Genomic DNA, 19,676 nt, shown 5'->3' on the forward strand with positions numbered 1-19,676 from the left:
ACCGGGGCCCCGGTTCTGGAAGTGCGGCGTCGACGGCAGCCCCCGCGGGAAGATCGGGTCGGTAGGAATGCAACACGGCAAATACCGTTTCATCGTGGGGTTCTTGACGGCCCCCCTGGCCATCTACGGCCTCTTCGTGATCTGGCCCTTCGTCCAGTCCATCTACTATTCGTTCACGGACTGGAGCGGTCTGAGCCCCGAGTTCAAGATGGTGGGCTTCAAGAACTACACGCGACTGCTCGATGACGAGGTCTTCTGGAAGTCGTTGCAGCACAGCGTGATGCTGGTCGTGCTGCTGCCTTTGGTGACCCTCACCATGGCGCTGTTCTTCGCCTTCATGCTCAATGTCGGCGGACGGCGCCGGAAGAATGCCGCGATCGCCGGTGTCCGCGGCTCCGCCTTCTACAAGGTGGTCTATTTCTTTCCGCAGGTGCTGTCGATCGCCATCGTCGCGCTGCTCTTCCAGTTCGCCTACAACCCCAACAGCGGTGCGATCAACTCCGCCCTGAAGGCGATCGGCCTCGACAGCGTCCAGCCCGACTGGCTCGGTGACCCCGATCTCGCCCTATGGTGCGTTTTCGCGGTACTCGTCTGGTGCACCGTCGGTTTCTTCGTGGTGCTCTTCTCCGCGGGAATGGCCTCCATTCCCAAGGACTACTACGAGGCGGCGCTGCTGGACGGCGCAAACCGCATCACGACATTCTTCAAGATCACCCTGCCGCTCCTCTGGGACACCGTGCAGTCCGGCTGGGCCTATGTGGGCATCCTGGCGCTGGGCGCCGAGGCCTTCGCGGTCGTGCAGATCATGACCGTGGGCCCGAACGGCGGCGGTCCCGACTACTCGACGACCGTCCTGCCGCTGTACGTCTACCAGAAGGCGTTCCGAGACGGTCAGGCCGCCTACGCGACGACGATCGGTGTCGCCCTGCTCATCGTGACGCTGCTGTTCGTGGCCGTCGTCATGAAGCTGGGCCGGCGCGAGCGGCTGGAGTACTGATGCAGACCGAGCTGACCGAGCCGCGAGGAGGCCACGAGTGAAGACGACCGACATGCCTCCCGCCGACACCACCGAGGAGAGGCCGCCCGTCATGAAGACGACGTCGGCGCCCGGGCCGCGGGAGAAGGCCACCGAGGGCAGGACCCTCAACATCTTCTCGCACGGCATGCTCATCCTCTGGGCGTTCATGGTCGTGCTGCCGCTGCTCTGGGCGGTGATGACCTCCTTCAAGACGGACAAGGAGATCTTCAGCTCGCCCTGGGCGCTGCCCGACTCGCTGCACTTCGACAACTGGTCGCGCGCCTGGACCGAGGCGAACATGAGCGACTACTTCCTCAACACGGTCATCGTGGTGGGGTTCTCGCTCCTGGGCACCATGCTGCTGGGCTCCATGGCGGCCTACGTCCTCGCGCGCTTCGAGTTCCCCGGGAACCGCTTCATCTACTTCCTCTTCATCGGAGGAATGAGCTTCCCGATCATCCTGGCCCTGGTCCCGCTGTTCTACGTCATGCAGAACCTGTCGCTGCTGAACACGCTGCCCGGACTGATCCTGGTCTACATCGGCTACTCGCTGCCGTTCACCGTGTTCTTCATGACGGCCTTCTTCCGCACGCTGCCGTCCTCGGTGGCCGAGGCGGCCTTCGTGGACGGCGCCTCGCACACCAGGACGTTCTTCCAGGTGATGCTGCCGATGGCCAAGCCCGGCCTGATCAGCATCACCATCTTCAACTTCCTGGGCCAGTGGAACCAGTACATGCTGCCGACCGTGCTCAACACCGAGCCGGACAACAAGGTTCTCACCCAGGGGCTCGTCCAACTGGCCGTCAGCCAGGGCTACAAAGGTGACTGGTCCGGTCTCTTCGCCGGCCTCGTGATGGCGATGCTGCCGGTGCTCGCCGCGTACATCGTCTTCCAGCGCCAGGTCGTCCAGGGGCTCACCGCGGGCGCGCTCAAGTAACGGTTCGGCCGTCGGTTCGGTTTGCGAGGGTGGTCCCGGATTGGAGCCGGGGCCACCCTTGTGTGTGCGGGCGGGGGCGCGCCCCTCTCTTGCTCAACCTCTTGACGGGAGGCAACCCAAACGGCTCAGCTTAGAGTTCACTAGTTGGACATAGACGGGGTCTCACCGAGGCGACCCCGTACGCAGGAGGTCGTCGTGGAGACTCCGGGGTCGCAGTCGTCGCTGCACCGAGCCAATCTCGAACGGGTCGTACGTGCGGTGCGCCTGGCCGGGTCGCTCACGCAGGCCGAGATCGCGAGGACGACGGGTTTGTCCGCGGCCACGGTCTCCAACATCGTTCGGGAGCTGAAGGACGGCGGGACGGTCGAGGTCACCCCCACCTCGGCGGGCGGCCGGAGGGCTCGGAGCGTCAGTCTCAGCGGCGACGCCGGCATCGTGATCGGCGTCGACTTCGGGCACACGCATCTGCGCGTCGCGGTCGGCAACCTCGCCCATCAGGTCCTGGCCGAGGAGTCCGAGCCGCTCGATGTGGACGCCTCCGCAGCGCAGGGCTTCGACCGGGCGGAACAGCTGGTCAACCGCCTGATCGCGGCCACCGGTGTGGACCGTACGAAGATCGCGGGTGTCGGGCTCGGCGTGCCGGGGCCGATCGACGTGGAGTCCGGGACGCTCGGCTCCACCGCGATCCTGCCGGGCTGGACCGGCACCAAACCCGCCGAGGAGCTGGGCGGACGGCTCGGCGTGCCGGTGCACGTCGACAACGACGCCAACCTGGGAGCCCTCGGCGAACTCGTCTGGGGGAGCGGCCGGGGCGTCCGGGACCTGGCCTACATCAAGGTCGCGAGCGGTGTGGGCGCCGGCCTTGTGATCAGCGGCAAGATCTATCGCGGCCCGGGTGGCACAGCGGGAGAAATCGGGCATATTACTCTTGACGAGTCCGGCCCGGTCTGTCGCTGTGGCAACCGGGGCTGCCTGGAGACCTTCGCGGCGGCGCGCTATGTGCTGCCGCTCCTGCAGTCCAGCCACGGCACGGACCTGACCATGGAAGGTGTCGTACGGCTGGCGAGGGACGGAGACCCTGGCTGTCGTCGGGTGATCGCCGACGTCGGCCGACATATCGGCAGTGGAGTCGCCAATCTCTGCAACTTGCTCAACCCGAGCCGGGTGGTTCTCGGCGGTGATCTCGCCGAGGCCGGAGAGCTCGTGCTCGGGCCCATAAGGGAGTCGGTCGGCCGCTATGCGATCCCCAGTGCGGCACGTCAACTATCCGTTCTGCCAGGGGCACTTGGCGGCCGGGCGGAGGTCCTCGGGGCGCTCGCTCTCGCACTCAGCGAGATGGGCGATTCGACCCTTTTGGACGGTTCGCTCGCCACGGCCGCGCCTGCCTTCACTTAGAGAACGGATGGCACCGTTGCCATCTCGTTAAGGATTTACTTCTTGACGTCGCACTTGTGGCCGAGTTGACTTCCAGCCACCTCGGCCGCAACGTCGCGGCCTCGTCAGGGAGGTTTCTGAAGTGAATACGCGTATGCGTCGCGCCGCCTTTGCTGTTGCCGCAGGTGCGATGGCTGTCTCGCTGGCTGCCTGTGGCAGTGCCGACGAGGCCGGCGACAGTGACAGCACGAAGTCCGCGGCCAAGGGTGACGCCATCAAGGTCGGCCTCCTCCTTCCGGAGAACCAGACCGCTCGGTACGAGAAGTTCGACAAGCCCCTGATCGAGAAGAAGGTCAAGGAGCTCACGAACAACAAGGGCGAGATCGTCTACGCCAACGCCAAGCAGGACGCCACCACGCAGTCCCAGCAGGTCGACACGATGATCACCAACAAGGTGGACGTGCTGATCGTGGACGCGGTGGACTCCAAGGCCATCGCCAACGGCGTGAAGAAGGCCAAGGACGCCGGCATCCCCGTCGTCGCGTACGACCGTCTGGCCGAGGGCCCGATCGACGCCTACACCTCCTTCGACAACGAAGAGGTCGGCCGCGTCCAGGGCAAGGCGCTTCTGACGGCCCTGGGCGACAAGGCGAAGCCCTCCGCGAAGATCGTCATGATGAACGGCGCGGTCACCGACCCGAACGCCGCCCTCTTCAAGAAGGGCGCGCTGTCCGAGCTCGAGGGCAAGGTCACCATCGCGAAGTCGTACGACACCAAGGAGTGGAAGCCGGAGAACGCCAACGCCAACATGGAAGGCGCGATCTCCGCGGTCGGCAAGAACAACATCGTCGGCGTCTACTCCGCCAACGACGGCATGGCGGGCGGCATCATCACGGCCCTGAAGGCCGCGAACGTCTCCCCGCTCCCCCCGGTCACCGGCCAGGACGCCGAGCTCGCGGGTGTGCAGCGCATCGTCTCCGGTGAGCAGTACATGAGCGTCTACAAGCCCTACCCGCAGGAGGCGGACGTCGCCGCGGAGATGGCCGTCGCCCTCGCCAAGGGCGAGAAGCTCGACTCCATCGCCAAGGACTCGGTCGACAGCCCGACCACCAAGGGCGTCCCGTCGGTGCTCGTCCCCGTCGTGTCGCTGACCAAGGACAACATCAACGACACCGTCATCAAGGACGGCATCTACACGCTCGACGAGATCTGCACGGCGAAGTTCAAGGCCGCCTGCACCAAGATCGGTCTCGAGTAGTCAAACGCAAGTCCCTTACCGCGTACGGGAATTCGCCATCGAATTCCCGTACGAGGCTTGATTCCCGCAGGGAATCGGGTCCGGGACTCGCGCACCAGAAGCTCCTCCGGCGCCCCGCAACCACCAGCCCCGCAAGCTAGGGCGGGGCGCCGGACGGAATCCTTCCTCCCTCCCCCAATTCTTCTGCACAACCTCCCGCCGGGTCAGGCGGCGAAGGAGATGGTTAACGTGTCCGCTACGCCTGTCCTGGCGTTGCGCGGGGTCTCGAAGCGGTTCGGTGCCGTCCAGGCGCTCACCGACGTAGAGCTCGAGGTCCACGCCGGCGAGGTGGTCGCCCTGGTCGGCGACAACGGCGCCGGAAAATCCACGCTGGTGAAGACGATCGCCGGCGTGCACCCCATCGATGAGGGCGTCATCGAATGGGACGGCAAGACCGTCCAGATCAACAAGCCGCACGACGCCCAGCACCTGGGCATCGCGACCGTCTACCAGGACCTCGCGCTGTGCGACAACATCGACGTCGTCGGGAACCTCTATCTGGGCCGTGAGCTGCAGAAGCGCGGCGTCCTGGACGAGGTCGAGATGGAGCGCCGCTCCCGCGAGCTGCTCCAGACGCTGTCGATCCGCATCCCCAGCGTGCGCATCCCGATCGCCTCCCTCTCCGGCGGTCAGCGCCAGACGGTGGCCATCGCCCGCTCCATGCTCGGTGCGCCCAAGCTGGTCATCCTCGACGAGCCCACCGCGGCCCTCGGTGTCGAGCAGACCGCCCAGGTCCTCGACCTGGTCGAGCGGCTGCGCGAGCGCGGCCACGCGGTCCTGCTCATCAGCCACAACATGGCCGACGTCAAGGCCGTCGCCGACAAGGTGGCGGTGCTGCGGCTGGGCCGTAACAACGGCGTTTTCGAGGTCAAGACGACCTCGCAGGAAGAGATCATCTCCGCCATCACCGGTGCCACGGACAACGCCGTGACCCGTCGTGCGGCGCGCGGCAACGGGGAGGCTCAGAAGTGAGCATCGACAAGACCTCCGCCACTCCCGAGGACCACGTCGTCGAGAACCCCGAGGCCGCCGCGGGCGCCGATGTCGCCGTCGACCCCCGGCTGCTGGTGCGCGAGCGGGGCTTCGCGGGCTACCTCGACGAGTTCAAGCGCAAGATGCGCGCCGGTGACCTGGGCTCCATCCCGGTCATCGTCGGTCTGATCGTCATCTGCGTCATCTTCCAGAGCCTCAACTCGGCGTTCCTCTCGTCGGAGAACCTCAACAACATCGCCGTCGCGATGGTCGCCACCGGCATGATGTCGGTGGGCATCATCTTCGTGCTGCTGCTCGGCGAGATCGACCTGTCGGTCGGCTCGGTCAGCGGTGTGGCGGGTGCCATCACCGCAGTGCTCAGCGTCACCAACGGCGTCAACGAGTGGCTGTCGGTCCTCATCGCCCTCGCCAGCGGTGCGGCCATCGGCGCGATCCACGGCTTCTTCTTCGCCAGGATCGGCGCGCCCGCGTTCGCGGTCACCCTGGCCGGCCTGCTGTTCTGGCTCGGCTTCATGCTCCAGATCCTGGGCGAGAACGGCACGATCAACCTCGACGGCGACGGCGTGGTCGGCAAGCTGACCACGTACTACTTCTCGGACGTCGCGGCCGCCTACGGGCTCGCGGTGGTCGCGGTGGCGCTCTTCTTCGTCACCTCGTTCCTGGACAGCCGCCGCCGCGAGGCGGCGGGCATCCCGGCCCGCCCGCTCGTCGACATCGTGGTGCGCACGGCGATCCTCGCGGTCGTCGCCTTCGCCGCGGCGATCATGTTCAACCAGTACAAGGGTCTGCCCCTGGCGCTGCTGCTGTTCGTCCTGGTCCTGGTGATCACGGACTTCGTGCTGCGCCGCACGACCTACGGCCGCAAGATCTTCGCGCTCGGCGGCAGCGTCGAGGCGTCCCGCCGTGCCGGTATCAACGTCACGGCGGTTCGTATCTCGGTCTTCGCCATCGCGGGCTTCTTCGCCGCGGTCGGCGGTCTGTTCTGGGCCTCGAAGATCGCGGCGGCCAACCAGAGCGCCGGTGCGGGTGACCTTCTGATGAACGTCATCGCGGCGGCGGTCATCGGTGGCACCAGCCTCTTCGGTGGGCGCGGGCGTACGTGGAACGCGCTGCTCGGTGTCATGGTGATCACGTCGATCCAGTACGGGCTGGCCCTTGAGGGCATCGCCACGCCGGTTCAGTACATGATCACTGGTGGTGTGCTTCTGGCCACGGTTGTCATCGACTCGATCACCCGGAAGACGCAGAAGACGGCGGGTCGCGCGTAGCGGTACATGGTCTGACGGTTGTGGAGAGCTGCCGGCCGGCTGTGGCTGGTCGCGCAGTTCCCCGCGCCCCTTACGGGGCACGAGTGCCCGACACCAATGGCGGTGTCGGGCACTTTCGTCTGGCCGTGTGCGTTTGGTGGCGGGAGCTGTGGGCGAGATGTTTTACGGCCGAACGCGTGACGTACGACGCACAGCCCGGCCGCCGCCGTGAAAGGCGGAACATTAGACTCGACAGACCCGGCGAAAGCTCGATCAGCTCTACTGCAAGGAGGCACGGGTGCCGCTGCTGACCCGCATCAGGGGACCGCGCGATCTGGACCGGCTCAGCCTGGAGCAGCTGGACCAGCTGGCAGGCGAGATCCGGACCTTCCTCGTCGAAGAGGTCTCCAAGACCGGCGGCCACCTCGGCCCGAACCTCGGTGTCGTGGAGCTCACCATCGCGCTGCACCGCGTCTTCGAGTCCCCGAAGGACAGAATCCTCTGGGACACGGGGCACCAGTCCTATGTGCACAAGCTGCTCACGGGCCGCCAGGACTTCTCGAAGCTGAAGATGAAGGGCGGCCTGTCCGGCTACCCCTCGCAGGCGGAGTCCGAGCACGACGTCATCGAGAACTCGCACGCCTCCACGGTCCTCGGCTGGGCCGACGGCCTCGCGAAAGCCAACGAGGTCCTGCGAAAAGAGGACCACGTCGTCGCCGTCATCGGCGACGGAGCCCTCACCGGCGGCATGGCCTGGGAGGCGCTCAACAACATCGCCGACGCCAAGGACCGCCCCCTCGTCATCGTCGTCAACGACAACGAGCGGTCGTACGCCCCCACGATCGGCGGCCTCGCCAACCATCTGGCGACCCTGCGCACCACCGACGGCTACGAGCGCTTCCTGGCCCGGGGCAAGGACATCCTGGAGCGCACGCCCGTCGTCGGGAAGCCGCTCTACGAGACCCTGCACGGCGCCAAGAAGGGCCTCAAGGACTTCATCGCCCCGCAGGGCATGTTCGAGGACCTGGGCCTGAAGTACGTCGGCCCCATCGACGGCCACGACATCGAGGCCCTGGAGTCCGCGCTGGTGCGCGCCAAGCGCTTCGGCGGCCCCGTCATCGTGCACTGCCTCACCGAGAAGGGCCGCGGCTACCAGCCCGCCCTCCAGGACGAGGCGGACCGTTTCCACGCCGTCGGCAAGATCCACCCCGACACGGGCCTGCCGATCGCCTCCTCCGGCGCCGACTGGACGTCCGTCTTCGGCGAGGAGATGGTCAAGCTCGGCAAGGAGCGCGAGGACGTCGTCGCCATCACGGCCGCCATGCTCCAGCCGGTCGGCCTCGACAAGTTCGCCAAGGCCTTCCCGGACCGGGTGTACGACGTCGGCATCGCCGAGCAGCACGCGGCGGTCTCCGCGGCCGGCCTCGCCACCGGCGGCCTGCACCCCGTCTTCGCCGTGTACGCGACCTTCCTCAACCGCGCCTTCGACCAGGTCCTGATGGACGTGGCCCTGCACAAGTGCGGAGTCACCTTCGTCCTCGACCGGGCCGGCATCACCGGCACCGACGGTGCCTCCCACAACGGCATGTGGGACATGTCGATCCTCCAGGTCGTCCCCGGACTGCGGCTGGCCGCCCCGCGCGACGCCGACCAGGTCCGCGCCCAGCTCCGCGAGGCCGTCGAGGTCACCGACGCGCCGACCGTGGTCCGCTTCTCCAAGGGCGCGGTCGGTCCCGCCGTACCCGCCGTGGGCCGGATCGGCGGCATGGACGTGCTGCGCGAGCCGGGCACGGACGCCCCGGACGTCCTCCTCGTCTCGGTCGGCGCCCTCGCTCCGATGTGCCTGGAGATCGCCGGCCTCCTCGACAAGCAGGGCATCTCCACCACCGTCGTCGACCCGCGCTGGGTCAAGCCCGTCGACGAGGCCATGGCCCCGCTCGCCGAGCAGCACCGCGTGGTCGTCACCGTCGAGGACAACTCCCGCGTCGGCGGCGTCGGTTCGGCCGTCGCCCAGGCCCTGCGCGACGCGGGCGTGGACGTACCGCTGCGCGACTTCGGGATCCCGCCGCGCTTCCTCGACCACGCCTCCCGCAAGGAGGTGCTGGCCGAGATCGGACTGACCGCCCCGGACATCGCCCGGCAGGTCACCGGCCTCGTCTCCAAGCTCGACGGCCTCCCCCACTCCCGGCTTCGCCGGAGCGGGGAGACCCCCGCCGAGCAGGCCCACGCCACGGTGGAGTCCGCCCGCGACTGACACACCAGGTCGCCCGCGACCGGCACGGCCGAGTGGGCCGGTTTCCACACCCTTTACGGTGGTGAAACCGGCCCATTAGCGTGAAACCTGACGCGCCGGGGCATACGGACCACGCCCCCTCTCGATCATGTCGAGGACGACAAGCGTGGGAGGTACGCCGTGAGCAGCACCCTCTTCAGGACGAAGAAGGTCGAACAGTCCATCCTCGATACCGAGGAGCCAGAGCACGCGCTCAAGAAATCCTTGTCCGCGCTGGATCTGACCGTCTTCGGCGTCGGTGTCATCATCGGCACCGGCATCTTCGTCCTGACCGGCACGGTCGCCAAGAACAACGCCGGCCCCGCCGTGGCCCTGGCCTTCGTCGTCGCCGGGGTCGTCTGCGCGCTCGCCGCGCTCTGCTACGCCGAGTTCGCCTCCACCGTCCCGGTGGCCGGCTCGGCGTACACGTTCTCGTACGCCTCGCTCGGGGAGCTGCCCGCCTGGATCATCGGCTGGGACCTCGTGCTGGAGTTCGCGCTCGGCACGGCGGTGGTCGCCGTCGGCTGGTCGGGCTACATCGCCTCGCTGCTGGACAACGCGGGCTGGCACCTGCCGGCGTCCCTCAGCGGGAGAGAGGGGGCCGACGGCTTCGGCTTCGACATCCTGGCCGCCGCCCTCGTGCTGGTCCTCACCGGCATCCTCGTGATCGGGATGAAGCTCTCCGCCCGGATCACCGCGGTCGTCGTCGCCATCAAGGTCACCGTCGTGATGGTCGTGATCATCGCCGGTGCCTTCTTCATCGTGGGCGACAACTACGACCCGTTCATCCCGAAGGCGCAGGAGGTGGAGGCGGGCGGCGATCTCCAATCCCCGCTCATCCAGCTGATGTTCGGCTGGGCCCCCTCCAACTTCGGCGTGATGGGCATCTTCACCGCCGCCTCCGTCGTCTTCTTCGCCTTCATCGGCTTCGACGTCGTGGCCACGGCCGCCGAGGAGACCCGTAACCCACAGCGGGACATGCCCCGCGGCATCCTCGGCTCACTGATCATCTGCACCACGCTGTACGTCGCCGTGGCGATTGTCGTGACGGGCATGCAGCACTACACCGAACTCTCCGTGGACGCCCCGCTCGCCGACGCGTTCAAGGCCACCGGGCATCCCTGGTTCGCGGGCTTCATCAGCTTCGGCGCCGCCGTCGGCCTCACGACGGTCTGCATGATCCTGCTCCTCGGCCAGACCCGGGTCTTCTTCGCGATGAGCCGCGACGGTCTGCTGCCGCGCTTCTTCTCGCGCGTCCACCCGCGCTTCAAGACCCCGCACCGGCCGACCATCCTGCTCGGCGTGATCATCGCGATCCTCGCGGGCTTCACCAGCCTCAGCGAGCTCGCCGAACTGGTCAACATCGGCACGCTGTTCGCGTTCGTCGTCGTCGCGATCGGCGTGATCATCCTCCGCCGCACCCGCCCCGAACTGCCCCGCTCCTTCCGCACCCCGTGGGTGCCGTTCCTGCCGATCGTCTCCGTCCTCGCCTCGCTGTGGCTGATGCTCAACCTGCCCGCCGAGACCTGGCTGCGGTTCGGCATCTGGATGGCGATCGGCTTCCTCGTGTACTTCGTGTACGGCCGCTCCCACAGCCGTCTCGGCCGCGGCGAGGAGGCCACGGGCGACGCGACCGTCAAGCCGGGGGGCGGAGACCCGCAGTAGCCGACCCCTGCGATCAACCGGCCCTCGCGATCAACCGGCCCCGTACGTCCCGCTTCGGCGGAGACTGCGGGGCCGGAGCGCGTGCGCCGGCGCGCCGACCACCGTCGCCACGGCGGCTCCTGACGGCCCGGTACGAGCAAGTGGGCATGGTTGGACGGGGCGGTGCCGTGCGCGCGTGTGAGGTGGCTCCCAGGGGCGGGGACGGTGTGCGGAGCTAGGGGCGGACCGTGCGTGGGCCGGTGACCTCCGCGCCCAACTCACTCACCCGGCGGCGCAGTTCACGGTCGGCCGTGACCACCAGGCGCGGGCGGTCCGCGGCCTGGGCGGTCAGTTCGACGATGCGGTCGTCTCCGCTGCCGGGCGCCTCGTCGACCCGTACGCCCGGGACGGCGGCGATGCCGCGAGCGCCTCCCTCGACCACGAGGACCAGTTCAAGGGGGCCCGGGTGCCCCGGCAGCCCGTCGGTGGCGTACGGGACGAGCAGGTCCCGCAGGCGCTCCGCGGCGCCCCGGCGGTCGCGCCACCAGCCGTCGGGCACGGACCCGACCACATTGGCGGCGTCGACGATCACGAGCAGCGGGGCGTCCATGTGGCCAGGGTCGCACGGAGGGGGATCACACGACCCGATTAGAGTGGGGGAGTGTCAATGGTCCGCACAGTGAACGGTGACTGGCTCATACGCGGCCGGGACGGCAGACTCGGCGCCTACGCTCCGCGTGAGGAAGCGGTGTGGTGCTGGGCCGAGCAGCACCCGGGCGGCGCATGGTCGGCGCCCCGTAAGGTCGGCGGCGACCAGCGTGTCCACCCCGCGCTCGCCGTGGGGCAGGGAACCGACGGCTACGCCCATCTGGTGTCCTGGCGTCCCACCGGCGGGCAGGAGTCGGGGCTCGTCCACGCCACGCACTTCCGGCCGCACCTCGCCGCCCTCGACTGGAATCCCCTCGGGCATCCCAACAAGAAGGGCGAGGCGACCGGAGTGCCGGCCGTCACGGTCGACGCGCAGGGCCGCGCCCATGTCTTCGTACCCAACAGGGGCGGCGGCGTCAGCATGCGGGGCCAGAAGGAACGCGGCGGGTGGGGTCCCTGGCGGGACCTCAAGGGCCGTGAGGTCGAGGGCGAACTGGCGGCCGTGACCCGGGAGTCCGGGCTCGTCGAGCTGTACGCGGCCTCGCCCGCGGGCATCCTGCGCTGGACCCAGCTGGGCCCCGGCCACATCCCCGCGCTCGACGAGGAGCCGCTCAAGGTGGCCGCGCGGCCGGGCACGCTGCGGGCCCTCAGCACCTCCGACGAGCACGTGACGCTGTTCTTCACGGACGAGTCGGACACGGTGTGCGCCTGGCGGGCCGGCAGTGAGCCTGTGGCGCTCCTGACTTGCGCGGGACCCGGGCCGGTGTCCGCGATCCGTTGCACGCTCGACGGGGTCGACTGCACGCTGCTCGCGCAGCGGTCCTTGAGCGGTCGGATCGCCTTCGCCGCCTATCCGACCGAGCAGGAGTCGGCGGGGGCGTGGTGGACCGAGTCCGGTCCCCAACTCCCCGCGGACGTTCAGCTGTCGCTGGGCCATGACCACGAGGGCCGTGTCACGGCCGCCACGCTCCAGCCGTCCACCGGCCAGCTCCTCCTGACCCGCCGAAAGGAAGAGCCGGGCTTGGCCCTGGAGGCCTGGCAATCCATTTAGCCGCCCCCGCCGCCCCTACCCATTCCCGTCCTTCTGGGGCTCCGCCCCAGGCCCCGTGGGGTGCGTTGTCGGGTGCGGGTTCGTTGTGGCTTGTCGCGCAGTTCCCCGCGCCCCTAAAGACCAAAGACCTAGGGGCGCGGGGAACTGCGCAGTCTTTTGGGGGTTCGGGGGCGGAGCCCCTGAGTTAGTGACGGGAATGGGTAGGGGCGGCGGGGGCGAAAAACGCCAGTGCCCCGCACACCGGACAGGCGTGCGGGGCACCGATAAGCACAGCGCAGCGGCTACGCCGGGACGCTGGCGACACCCCGCGCCAGGAACGGCTTGCCGTTGACCCGCTCGGAGACACCCTCACGGTCCAGGTAAGGCGTGATGCCACCCAGGTGGAAGGGCCAGCCGGCGCCAGTGATCAGGCACAGGTCGACATCCTGGGCCTCGGCCACGACACCCTCGTCGAGCATGAGCCCGATCTCCTGGGCCACGGCGTCGAGGACCCGCGCGCGGACCTGCTCCTCGGTCAGCACGACATCGCCCTGCTTGAGCAGCGCCGCGACCTCCGGGTCCAGCTCCGGCTTCCCGGAGTCGTACACGTAGAAGCCACGCTTGCCCGCCTTGACGACGGCCGCGAGGTTCGGGGAGACCGTGAAACGCTCCGGGAAGGCCCGGTTCAGCGTCTCCGACACGTGCAGACCGATCGCGGGACCGACGAGTTCGAGCAGCACGAGCGGCGACATCGGCAGACCCAGCGGCTCCACCGCCTTCTCCGCGACCTCGACCGACGTGCCCTCGTCGATGACGTTCTGGATCTCGCCCATGAAGCGCGTGAGGATGCGGTTCACGACGAACGCCGGGGCGTCCTTCACCAGAACCGCGGTCTTCTTGAGCTTCTTGGCGACGGCGAAGGCGGTGGCCAGCGACGCGTCGTCGGTCTGCTCACCGCGCACGATCTCCAACAGGGGCAGAATCGCCACCGGGTTGAAGAAGTGGAAGCCGACGACCCGCTCGGGGTTCTTCAGCTTCGACGCCATCTCCGACACCGAGAGCGAGGAGGTGTTCGTCGCCAGGATCGCGTGCGCCGGGGCGACCGCCTCGACCTCCGCGAACACCTGCTGCTTGACGCCGATCTCCTCGAAGACGGCCTCGATGATGAAGTCGGCGTCGGAGAAGCCCTCCGCCTTGTCCAGCACACCGGTGACCAGGGCCTTGAGGCGGTTGGCCTTGTCCTGGTTGATACGGGACTTCAGCAGCAGCTTGTCGATCTCGGCGTGGACGTAGCCCACACCCTTGTCGACGCGCTCCTGGTCGATGTCGGTCAGCACGACCGGCACCTCCAGGCGGCGCAGGAAGAGCAGGGCGAGCTGCGAGGCCATCAGACCGGCGCCCACGACACCGACCTTGGTGACCGGGCGGGCCAGGTTCTTGTCCGGGGCACCCGCGGGACGCTTGCCGCGCTTCTGCACGAGGTTGAACGCGTAGATGCCGGCGCGCAGTTCGCCACCCATGATCAGGTCGGCGAGGGCCACGTCCTCGGCGTCGTAACCCTGCTGCAGGTCACCGTTCTTCGCCGCGGCGATGATGTCCAGCGCGCGGTACGCGGCCGGGGCCGCCCCGTGCACCTTGCTGTCCGCGATGAAGCGGCCCTTGGCGACGGCCTGGTCCCAGGCCTCGCCGCGGTCGACGGCCGGACGCTCGACCTTGACGTCGCCCTTGAGGACCTGGGCGGTCCAGATCAGCGACTGCTCCAGGAAGTCCGCACCCTCGAAGAGGGCGTCGGCGATGCCCAGGTCGAAGACCTGCTGGCCCTTGAGCTGCTTGTTCTGGTTGAGCGAGTTCTCGATGATCACGCTCACCGCACGCTCGGCGCCGATGAGGTTCGGGAGCAGCGTGCAGCCGCCCCAGCCCGGGACCAGGCCCAGGAAGACCTCGGGCAGCGAGAAGGCCGGCAGGGCCTTCGAGACGGTCCGGTAGGTGCAGTGCAGACCGACCTCGACGCCGCCGCCCATGGCCGCGCCGTTGTAGTACGCGAAGGTCGGCACCGAGAGGGCCGCGAGGCGCTTGAAGACCTCGTGGCCGCCCTTGCCGATGGCCAGCGCGTCCTTGTGGTCCTTCAGGAGCTCGACGCCCTTGAGGTCCGCGCCGACCGCGAAGATGAACGGCTTGCCGGTGACACCGGCGCCGATGATCTCGCCGGCCGCGGCCTCCTTCTCGACCTGGTCGAGGGCGGTGTTCAGGTTCGCCAGCGAGGCCGGGCCGAAGGTGGTCGGCTTGGTGTGGTCCAGGCCGTTGTCGAGCGTGATGAGCGCGAAGCGCCCGGCGCCGAACGGCAGGTCGAGGTGGCGTACGTGCGCCGACGTCACGACCTCGTCGGGGAACAGCTCGGCCGCGCCCTTCAGGAGTTCAGTGGTGCTCACTTGTCGCCTCCGGCGTCCTTGTGGTGCGGGTTCTCCCAGATCACCGTGGCGCCCATGCCGAAGCCGACGCACATGGTGGTGAGGCCGTAACGGACCTCCGGCTGCTCCTCGAACTGGCGGGCCAGCTGTGTCATCAGCCGGACGCCGGAGGAGGCCAGCGGGTGGCCGTACGCGATGGCGCCGCCGTACTGGTTGACGCGCGCGTCGTCGTCGGCGATGCCGTAGTGGTCGAGGAACGCGAGGACCTGGATGGCGAAGGCCTCGTTGATCTCGAAGAGGTTGATGTCCTCGATGGAGAGACCGGCCTTCGCCAGCGCCTTCTCCGTGGCCGGGATCGGGCCGTAGCCCATCACCTCGGGGTCGACGCCCACGAAGGCGTACGAGACCAGGCGCATCTTGACCGGCAGGTTGTTCTCGCGGGCGAAGTCCTCGGACGCGATGATCGAGGCGGTCGCGCCGTCGTTCAGACCGGCCGCGTTGCCGGCGGTGATCCGCCCGTGCACACGGAACGGCGTCTTCAGACCGGCCAGGTTCTCCAGGGTGGTCCCCGGACGCATCGGCTCGTCGGCGGTGACCAGGCCCCAGCCGGTCTCACCGGCCTCGGCGTTCGTACGGCGTACGGAGATCGGGACCAGGTCGGCCTGGATCTTGCCGTTCGCGTAGGCCTTGGCCGCCTTCTCCTGCGAGCGCACGGCGTACTCGTCGGTGCGCTGCTTGGTGATGTGCGGGTAGCGGTCGTGCAGGTTCTCGGCGGTCATGCCCATGAACAGGGCGGACTCGTCGACCAGCTTCTCGCTGACGAACCGCGGGTTCGGGTCCACGCCCTCGCCCATGGGGTGGCGGCCCATGTGCTCGACACCACCGGCGATGACGGCGTCGTACGCGCCGAACGCGATGGAACCGGCGGTCGAGGTGACCGCGGTCAGCGCACCGGCGCACATGCGGTCGATCGAGTAACCCGGCACGGACTGCGGCAGCCCGGCCAGGATTCCGGCCGTGCGGCCCAGCGTCAGGCCCTGGTCGCCGATCTGCGTGGTCGCGGCGATGGCGACCTCGTCGATCTTCTTCGGGTCGAGACCGGGGTTGCGGCGCAGCAGCTCCCGGATCGCCTTCACGACGAGGTCGTCGGCACGGGTCTCGTGGTAGATGCCCTTCGGGCCCGCCTTGCCGAACGGGGTGCGGACGCCGTCGACGAAGACGACGTCCCTGACGGTACGAGGCACGATGGCTCTCCTCCAGATGCGGGATGGCACTGCTGCGCGACACACACGCCCTGAGCGCGCGCTCACCTTCCATGCTACTTACGAGTAACCACCCTGCCCAGTCCCACAGCGGGGAGCGGCGAAGGTCACACGGCTTTCAGTGCGTCCGCGGGTGCGTGGTGGCTGATCGCGCAGTTCCCCGCGCCCCCAAAAGCGGGCTGCGCCCCTGGCTTTTGTCTTTCAGGGGCGCGGGGAACTGCGCGACAAGCCACAACGGCCCCGCAGCCGCCATGAGTCCTGTCCACTCACGGCGACTGGGCAACCCTCGTCTATTCCTGGGCCTGGGTCTGGGCCTGGGTCTTCGCCTTGGCAGCCAACGCCACCACCAACACCGGCGTAACCTGCTCCACCTGCCAGGGCCGAGCCCCATACCCCGCCAGCGCGGCGGCCACCGCCGAGGCGTCCGCCGTCGCCGGAGGCTCCCAGCACACGCGCCGAACCGTATCCGGCGTGATCAGGTTCTCCTGAGGCATGTTCAATGTCTCAGCCAGCGCGGAGACAGCAGCCCGCGCCGCGGACAACCGAGCGGCGGCCACCGGGTCCTTCTCCGCCCAGGCCCGCGGCGGCGGAGGCCCGGTCACCGGCTGCCCCGGCTGCGGCAGCTCGGCGTCCGGCAGCTCCTTCGCACGGTCGACGGCGGCCTGCCACTGCTCCAGCTGACGCCGCCCCATCCGATGCCCGAATCCGTTCAGCGCGGCGAGCGCGTGCACGTTGGCCGGAAGTGAGAGGGCGGCTTCCACGATGGCCGCGTCCCCGAGCACCTTGCCGGGCGAGATGTCCCGGCGCTGCGCGACCCGGTCCCGGGTCTCCCACAGCTCCCGTACGACCGCCATCTGCCGGCGGCGGCGCACCTTGTGCATGCCGGACGTCCGACGCCACGGGTCCTTGCGGGGCTCGGGCGGGGGCGCCGAGGCGATCGCGTCGAACTCCTGGCGGGCCCACTCCAGCTTGCCCTGCCGGTCGAGTTCCTTCTCCAGCGCGTCCCGCAGATCGACGAGCAGTTCCACGTCGAGCGCGGCATAGCGCAGCCACGGCTCGGGCAGCGGACGCGTCGACCAGTCGACCGCGGAGTGTCCCTTCTCCAGTACGAAGCCCAGGACGCCCTCGACCATCGCGCCGAGGCCGACCCTCGGGAACCCGGCCAGCCGTCCGGCCAGCTCGGTGTCGAACAGGAGGCTGGGGACCATGCCTATCTCGCGCAGACACGGCAGATCCTGGGTGGCGGCGTGCAGCACCCACTCCACACCGGAGAGCGCCTCGCCGAGGCCCGAGAGATCGGGGCAGGCGACGGGATCGATCAGTGCGCTGCCCGCGCCCTCGCGGCGCAGCTGCACCAGATACGCGCGCTGGCCGTAGCGATAGCCGGACGCTCGCTCGGCGTCCACGGCCACGGGGCCGCTGCCGGCCTCGAACGCGGCGATCACCTCGGCGAGCGAGGCCTCGTCGGCGATGACGGGCGGAATTCCGTCGCGGGGCTCCAGCAAGGGGATCGGCGCCGGTTCGACGTCGTCCGGAGGAGCGCCTCCGGTGGTTCGCAGTGAGCTGTCTGCTGCGGTCTCTTGGGCGTCGGTCACCTGTCAAGGGTATCTGTGTATGGACGACGCCCGTCGACGGAACGTTCCGTCGACGGGCGTCTGAGGGTCGTAAACCAGTCAGGTCAGTGAATCCTGAATCATCGGTGAATCCGGAATCAGTGGATGATCCCCGTCCGCAGGGCCACCGCGACCATTCCGGCGCGGTCGCCCGTGCCGAGCTTGCGGGCGATACGGGCGAGGTGGCTCTTCACGGTCAGTGCGGACAGGCCCATCGAGACGCCGATGGCCTTGTTCGACTGACCCTCCGCCACCAGCCGGAGCACCTCGACCTCACGGCCGGACAGCTCGCGGTAACCGCCCGGGTGGCTCGGGGAGCCCGGGGGGCGGCGGTGCATACGGGCGGCGGCCGAGCCGATGGGAGCGGCGCCCGGCCGGGTGGGAAGCCCGAGGTTCGTACGGGTACCGGTGACCACATAGCCCTTGACGCCGCCCGCGAGGGCGTTGCGTACGGCGCCGATGTCGTCGGCGGCGGACAGGGCCAGGCCGTTCGGCCAGCCGGCGGCCCGGGTTTCGGACAGGAGGGTGAGGCCGGAGCCGTCGGGGAGATGGACGTCTGCGACACAGATGTCGCGGGGGTTGCCGATGCGGGGACGAGCCTCCGCGACGGACGAGGCCTCGATCACGTCGCGAACACCGAGCGCCCACAGGTGGCGGGTGACGGTGGAGCGCACACGGGGATCGGCCACGACCACCATCGCGGTCGGCTTGTTCGGGCGGTAGGCGACCAGGCTTGCGGGCTGCTCGAGGAGAACGGACACCAGGCCTCCTGGGGTGGGGGACGGAGCACCGGCTGTGGGGATGAAGCCGGGACGAACCGTGCTTTCAAGGTCACAGAGGTCTTCGGCACCAAACCCGTCCGCCTTTAGAGAATGATCACGATTTGGTGAGTAACAATGCGTGCAATTCGGACGGGCGATCGATCATCCGAAGATCGAAACGAGTTCGCTCCGCTTCGTTACGCGGCTGAAAGTGGTCGTATCGACAAAAGGGCAGAAGCTTTCGTGCAAGGGCCGGGGATGCTCCGGAGGCGGCCCGGGCCCTCGAACCACAGGACGCCGAGCCCTCGGACCCGGGAACCCGAGCCCTCAAACCCCAAGAGAAAGTGCCGTGTTCGCGCGATGTGATCCGGACAGTGGTCCCACGCACGGGTGTCTCTCCCTGCGCGAAGGCTCTGTTCCCCTTAATCTTCCCCGCATGGCTGCGGCTCAGGGACGACTGTCGGACGGCGCTGGCGGAATGGACGACGCGAAGGAGGGGGAACGGGATGCGATGGAGGCGGCTCCGCTGCCTTTCCGGGCCGCTGTCGACGCGTTGAGGGCCGCGCGGCTGCGGCCGCAGATCGAGATCGACCCGACGAAGCCGCCGCAGCGGCTCGCCCCCTTCACCTACGCGCTGGAGGCCACGGTCGTCGACGGCGACGAGGACCTGGCGGACGGGCGCCTCGTCCTGCTCCACGACCCGGCGGGCCACGACGCCTGGCAGGGCTCCTTCCGTCTGGTGACCCTGGTCCGCGCGGAGCTGGAGGCGGAGATGGCCACCGACCCGCTGCTTCCCGAGGTCTGCTGGTCCTGGCTGACCGGCGCGCTCCAGGCCCGCGGCCTCTCCTACGGCGAACCCAGCGGCACGGTCACCCGGGCCGGCTCCCACTACTTCGGCGGCCTCGCGGACCGGCCGGCCAACTCCCAGATCGAGATCCGCGCCTCCTGGACACCCCGCGAAGGCCTGGGCGGTGTGCCCGACACGGCCTCCCATCTGGCTTCCTGGTGCGACCTCCTGGCCCAGATCGCCGGCCTCCCCCCGGCCGCCCCCGGCGACGCCTCCATCGTCAGCCTCCCGCAACGCCGGGGGCCTCAGTCCCGCTGACCCGACCGCCGCGCCCCTCGCCCGCGCCCATGTGCGCGTCCGGGCGCGGCCCTACCCGGGATCGGGG

The 19,676-nt window shown here is 68.8% G+C and carries 15 protein-coding genes; 10 read left to right on the forward strand and 5 right to left on the reverse strand.

Annotation, left to right across the window (positions count from 1 at the left end; all coding sequences use genetic code 11):
- Window positions 1-67: 67 nt before the first annotated feature.
- The 8 genes from ACFWXQ_RS09335 (at window position 68) to ACFWXQ_RS09370 (ending at window position 10,803) form a co-directional block, all read left to right on the forward strand.
- Entirely contained in the window at window positions 68-997 is a 930-nt protein-coding gene (locus ACFWXQ_RS09335; RefSeq protein ID WP_383953334.1) for a carbohydrate ABC transporter permease, read from the forward strand.
- Window positions 998-1,088: 91 nt separating this feature from the next.
- Window positions 1,089-1,955 carry a carbohydrate ABC transporter permease gene (locus ACFWXQ_RS09340; RefSeq protein ID WP_383953342.1) on the forward strand — a complete coding sequence of 289 codons (867 nt, stop codon included), beginning with the start codon at window positions 1,089-1,091 and terminating at the stop codon, window positions 1,953-1,955.
- 195 nt (window positions 1,956-2,150) lie between these two features.
- The gene (locus tag ACFWXQ_RS09345; protein WP_383953332.1) at window positions 2,151-3,350 is read left to right on the forward strand and encodes an ROK family protein; all 1,200 of its coding nucleotides are present in this window, start codon (window positions 2,151-2,153) and stop codon (window positions 3,348-3,350) included.
- A 133-nt stretch (window positions 3,351-3,483) separates the two neighbouring features.
- Window positions 3,484-4,587 carry a substrate-binding domain-containing protein gene (locus ACFWXQ_RS09350; RefSeq protein ID WP_383953340.1) on the forward strand — a complete coding sequence of 368 codons (1,104 nt, stop codon included), beginning with the start codon at window positions 3,484-3,486 and terminating at the stop codon, window positions 4,585-4,587.
- Between the two features lie 219 nt (window positions 4,588-4,806).
- The gene (locus tag ACFWXQ_RS09355; RefSeq protein ID WP_383953330.1) at window positions 4,807-5,598 is read left to right on the forward strand and encodes an ATP-binding cassette domain-containing protein; all 792 of its coding nucleotides are present in this window, start codon (window positions 4,807-4,809) and stop codon (window positions 5,596-5,598) included.
- Window positions 5,595-6,887 carry a sugar ABC transporter permease gene (locus ACFWXQ_RS09360; protein WP_383953328.1) on the forward strand — a complete coding sequence of 431 codons (1,293 nt, stop codon included), beginning with the start codon at window positions 5,595-5,597 and terminating at the stop codon, window positions 6,885-6,887. Before ACFWXQ_RS09355 ends, ACFWXQ_RS09360 begins: the two co-directional genes overlap by 4 nt.
- Before the next feature lie 277 nt (window positions 6,888-7,164).
- On the forward strand, window positions 7,165-9,120 hold the full coding sequence (dxs, locus tag ACFWXQ_RS09365) for a 1-deoxy-D-xylulose-5-phosphate synthase (RefSeq protein ID WP_383953326.1): 1,956 nt from the start codon (window positions 7,165-7,167) through the stop codon (window positions 9,118-9,120).
- Between the two features lie 159 nt (window positions 9,121-9,279).
- Window positions 9,280-10,803, forward strand: a complete 1,524-nt coding sequence (locus ACFWXQ_RS09370) for an amino acid permease (RefSeq protein WP_383953324.1) — start codon at window positions 9,280-9,282, stop codon at window positions 10,801-10,803.
- Window positions 10,804-11,017: 214 nt separating this feature from the next.
- Here the strand turns inward: ACFWXQ_RS09370 and ACFWXQ_RS09375 are convergent, their stop codons facing one another.
- Window positions 11,018-11,392 carry an NTP pyrophosphohydrolase gene (locus ACFWXQ_RS09375; RefSeq protein ID WP_383953322.1) on the reverse strand — a complete coding sequence of 125 codons (375 nt, stop codon included), beginning with the start codon at window positions 11,390-11,392 and terminating at the stop codon, window positions 11,018-11,020.
- 69 nt (window positions 11,393-11,461) lie between these two features.
- Here ACFWXQ_RS09375 and ACFWXQ_RS09380 point away from each other — a divergent pair, with 69 nt between their 5' ends.
- Window positions 11,462-12,481 (forward strand): hypothetical protein, encoded by a 1,020-nt coding sequence (locus ACFWXQ_RS09380; protein ID WP_383953338.1) that lies wholly within the window; start codon window positions 11,462-11,464, stop codon window positions 12,479-12,481.
- 281 nt (window positions 12,482-12,762) lie between these two features.
- Here the strand turns inward: ACFWXQ_RS09380 and ACFWXQ_RS09385 are convergent, their stop codons facing one another.
- The 4 genes from ACFWXQ_RS09385 to ACFWXQ_RS09400 all read right to left on the reverse strand — a co-directional run bounded on the left by ACFWXQ_RS09385 (window position 12,763) and on the right by ACFWXQ_RS09400 (window position 18,504).
- Window positions 12,763-14,889: a 3-hydroxyacyl-CoA dehydrogenase NAD-binding domain-containing protein gene (locus ACFWXQ_RS09385; protein WP_383956472.1), complete on the reverse strand. Its 2,127-nt coding sequence runs from the start codon at window positions 14,887-14,889 to the stop codon at window positions 12,763-12,765.
- Window positions 14,886-16,112, reverse strand: a complete 1,227-nt coding sequence (locus tag ACFWXQ_RS09390) for a thiolase family protein (protein WP_383956468.1) — start codon at window positions 16,110-16,112, stop codon at window positions 14,886-14,888. The genes ACFWXQ_RS09385 and ACFWXQ_RS09390 overlap by 4 nt, the downstream gene beginning before the upstream one ends.
- 308 nt (window positions 16,113-16,420) lie before the next feature.
- Complete coding sequence (locus ACFWXQ_RS09395) at window positions 16,421-17,725, reverse strand: HRDC domain-containing protein (RefSeq protein WP_383956465.1); 1,305 nt, start codon at window positions 17,723-17,725, stop codon at window positions 16,421-16,423.
- Between the two features lie 116 nt (window positions 17,726-17,841).
- Entirely contained in the window at window positions 17,842-18,504 is a 663-nt protein-coding gene (locus ACFWXQ_RS09400) for a response regulator transcription factor (protein ID WP_055616736.1), read from the reverse strand.
- Between the two features lie 478 nt (window positions 18,505-18,982).
- Between ACFWXQ_RS09400 and ACFWXQ_RS09405 the strand changes: the two genes are divergently transcribed.
- Window positions 18,983-19,609 carry a DUF3000 domain-containing protein gene (locus tag ACFWXQ_RS09405; RefSeq protein WP_383952487.1) on the forward strand — a complete coding sequence of 209 codons (627 nt, stop codon included), beginning with the start codon at window positions 18,983-18,985 and terminating at the stop codon, window positions 19,607-19,609.
- The last annotated feature ends 67 nt before the right edge of the window (window positions 19,610-19,676 follow it).

The organism is Streptomyces sp. NPDC058697, from assembly GCF_042715345.1.
Taxonomy (GTDB): domain Bacteria; phylum Actinomycetota; class Actinomycetes; order Streptomycetales; family Streptomycetaceae; genus Streptomyces; species Streptomyces liliifuscus.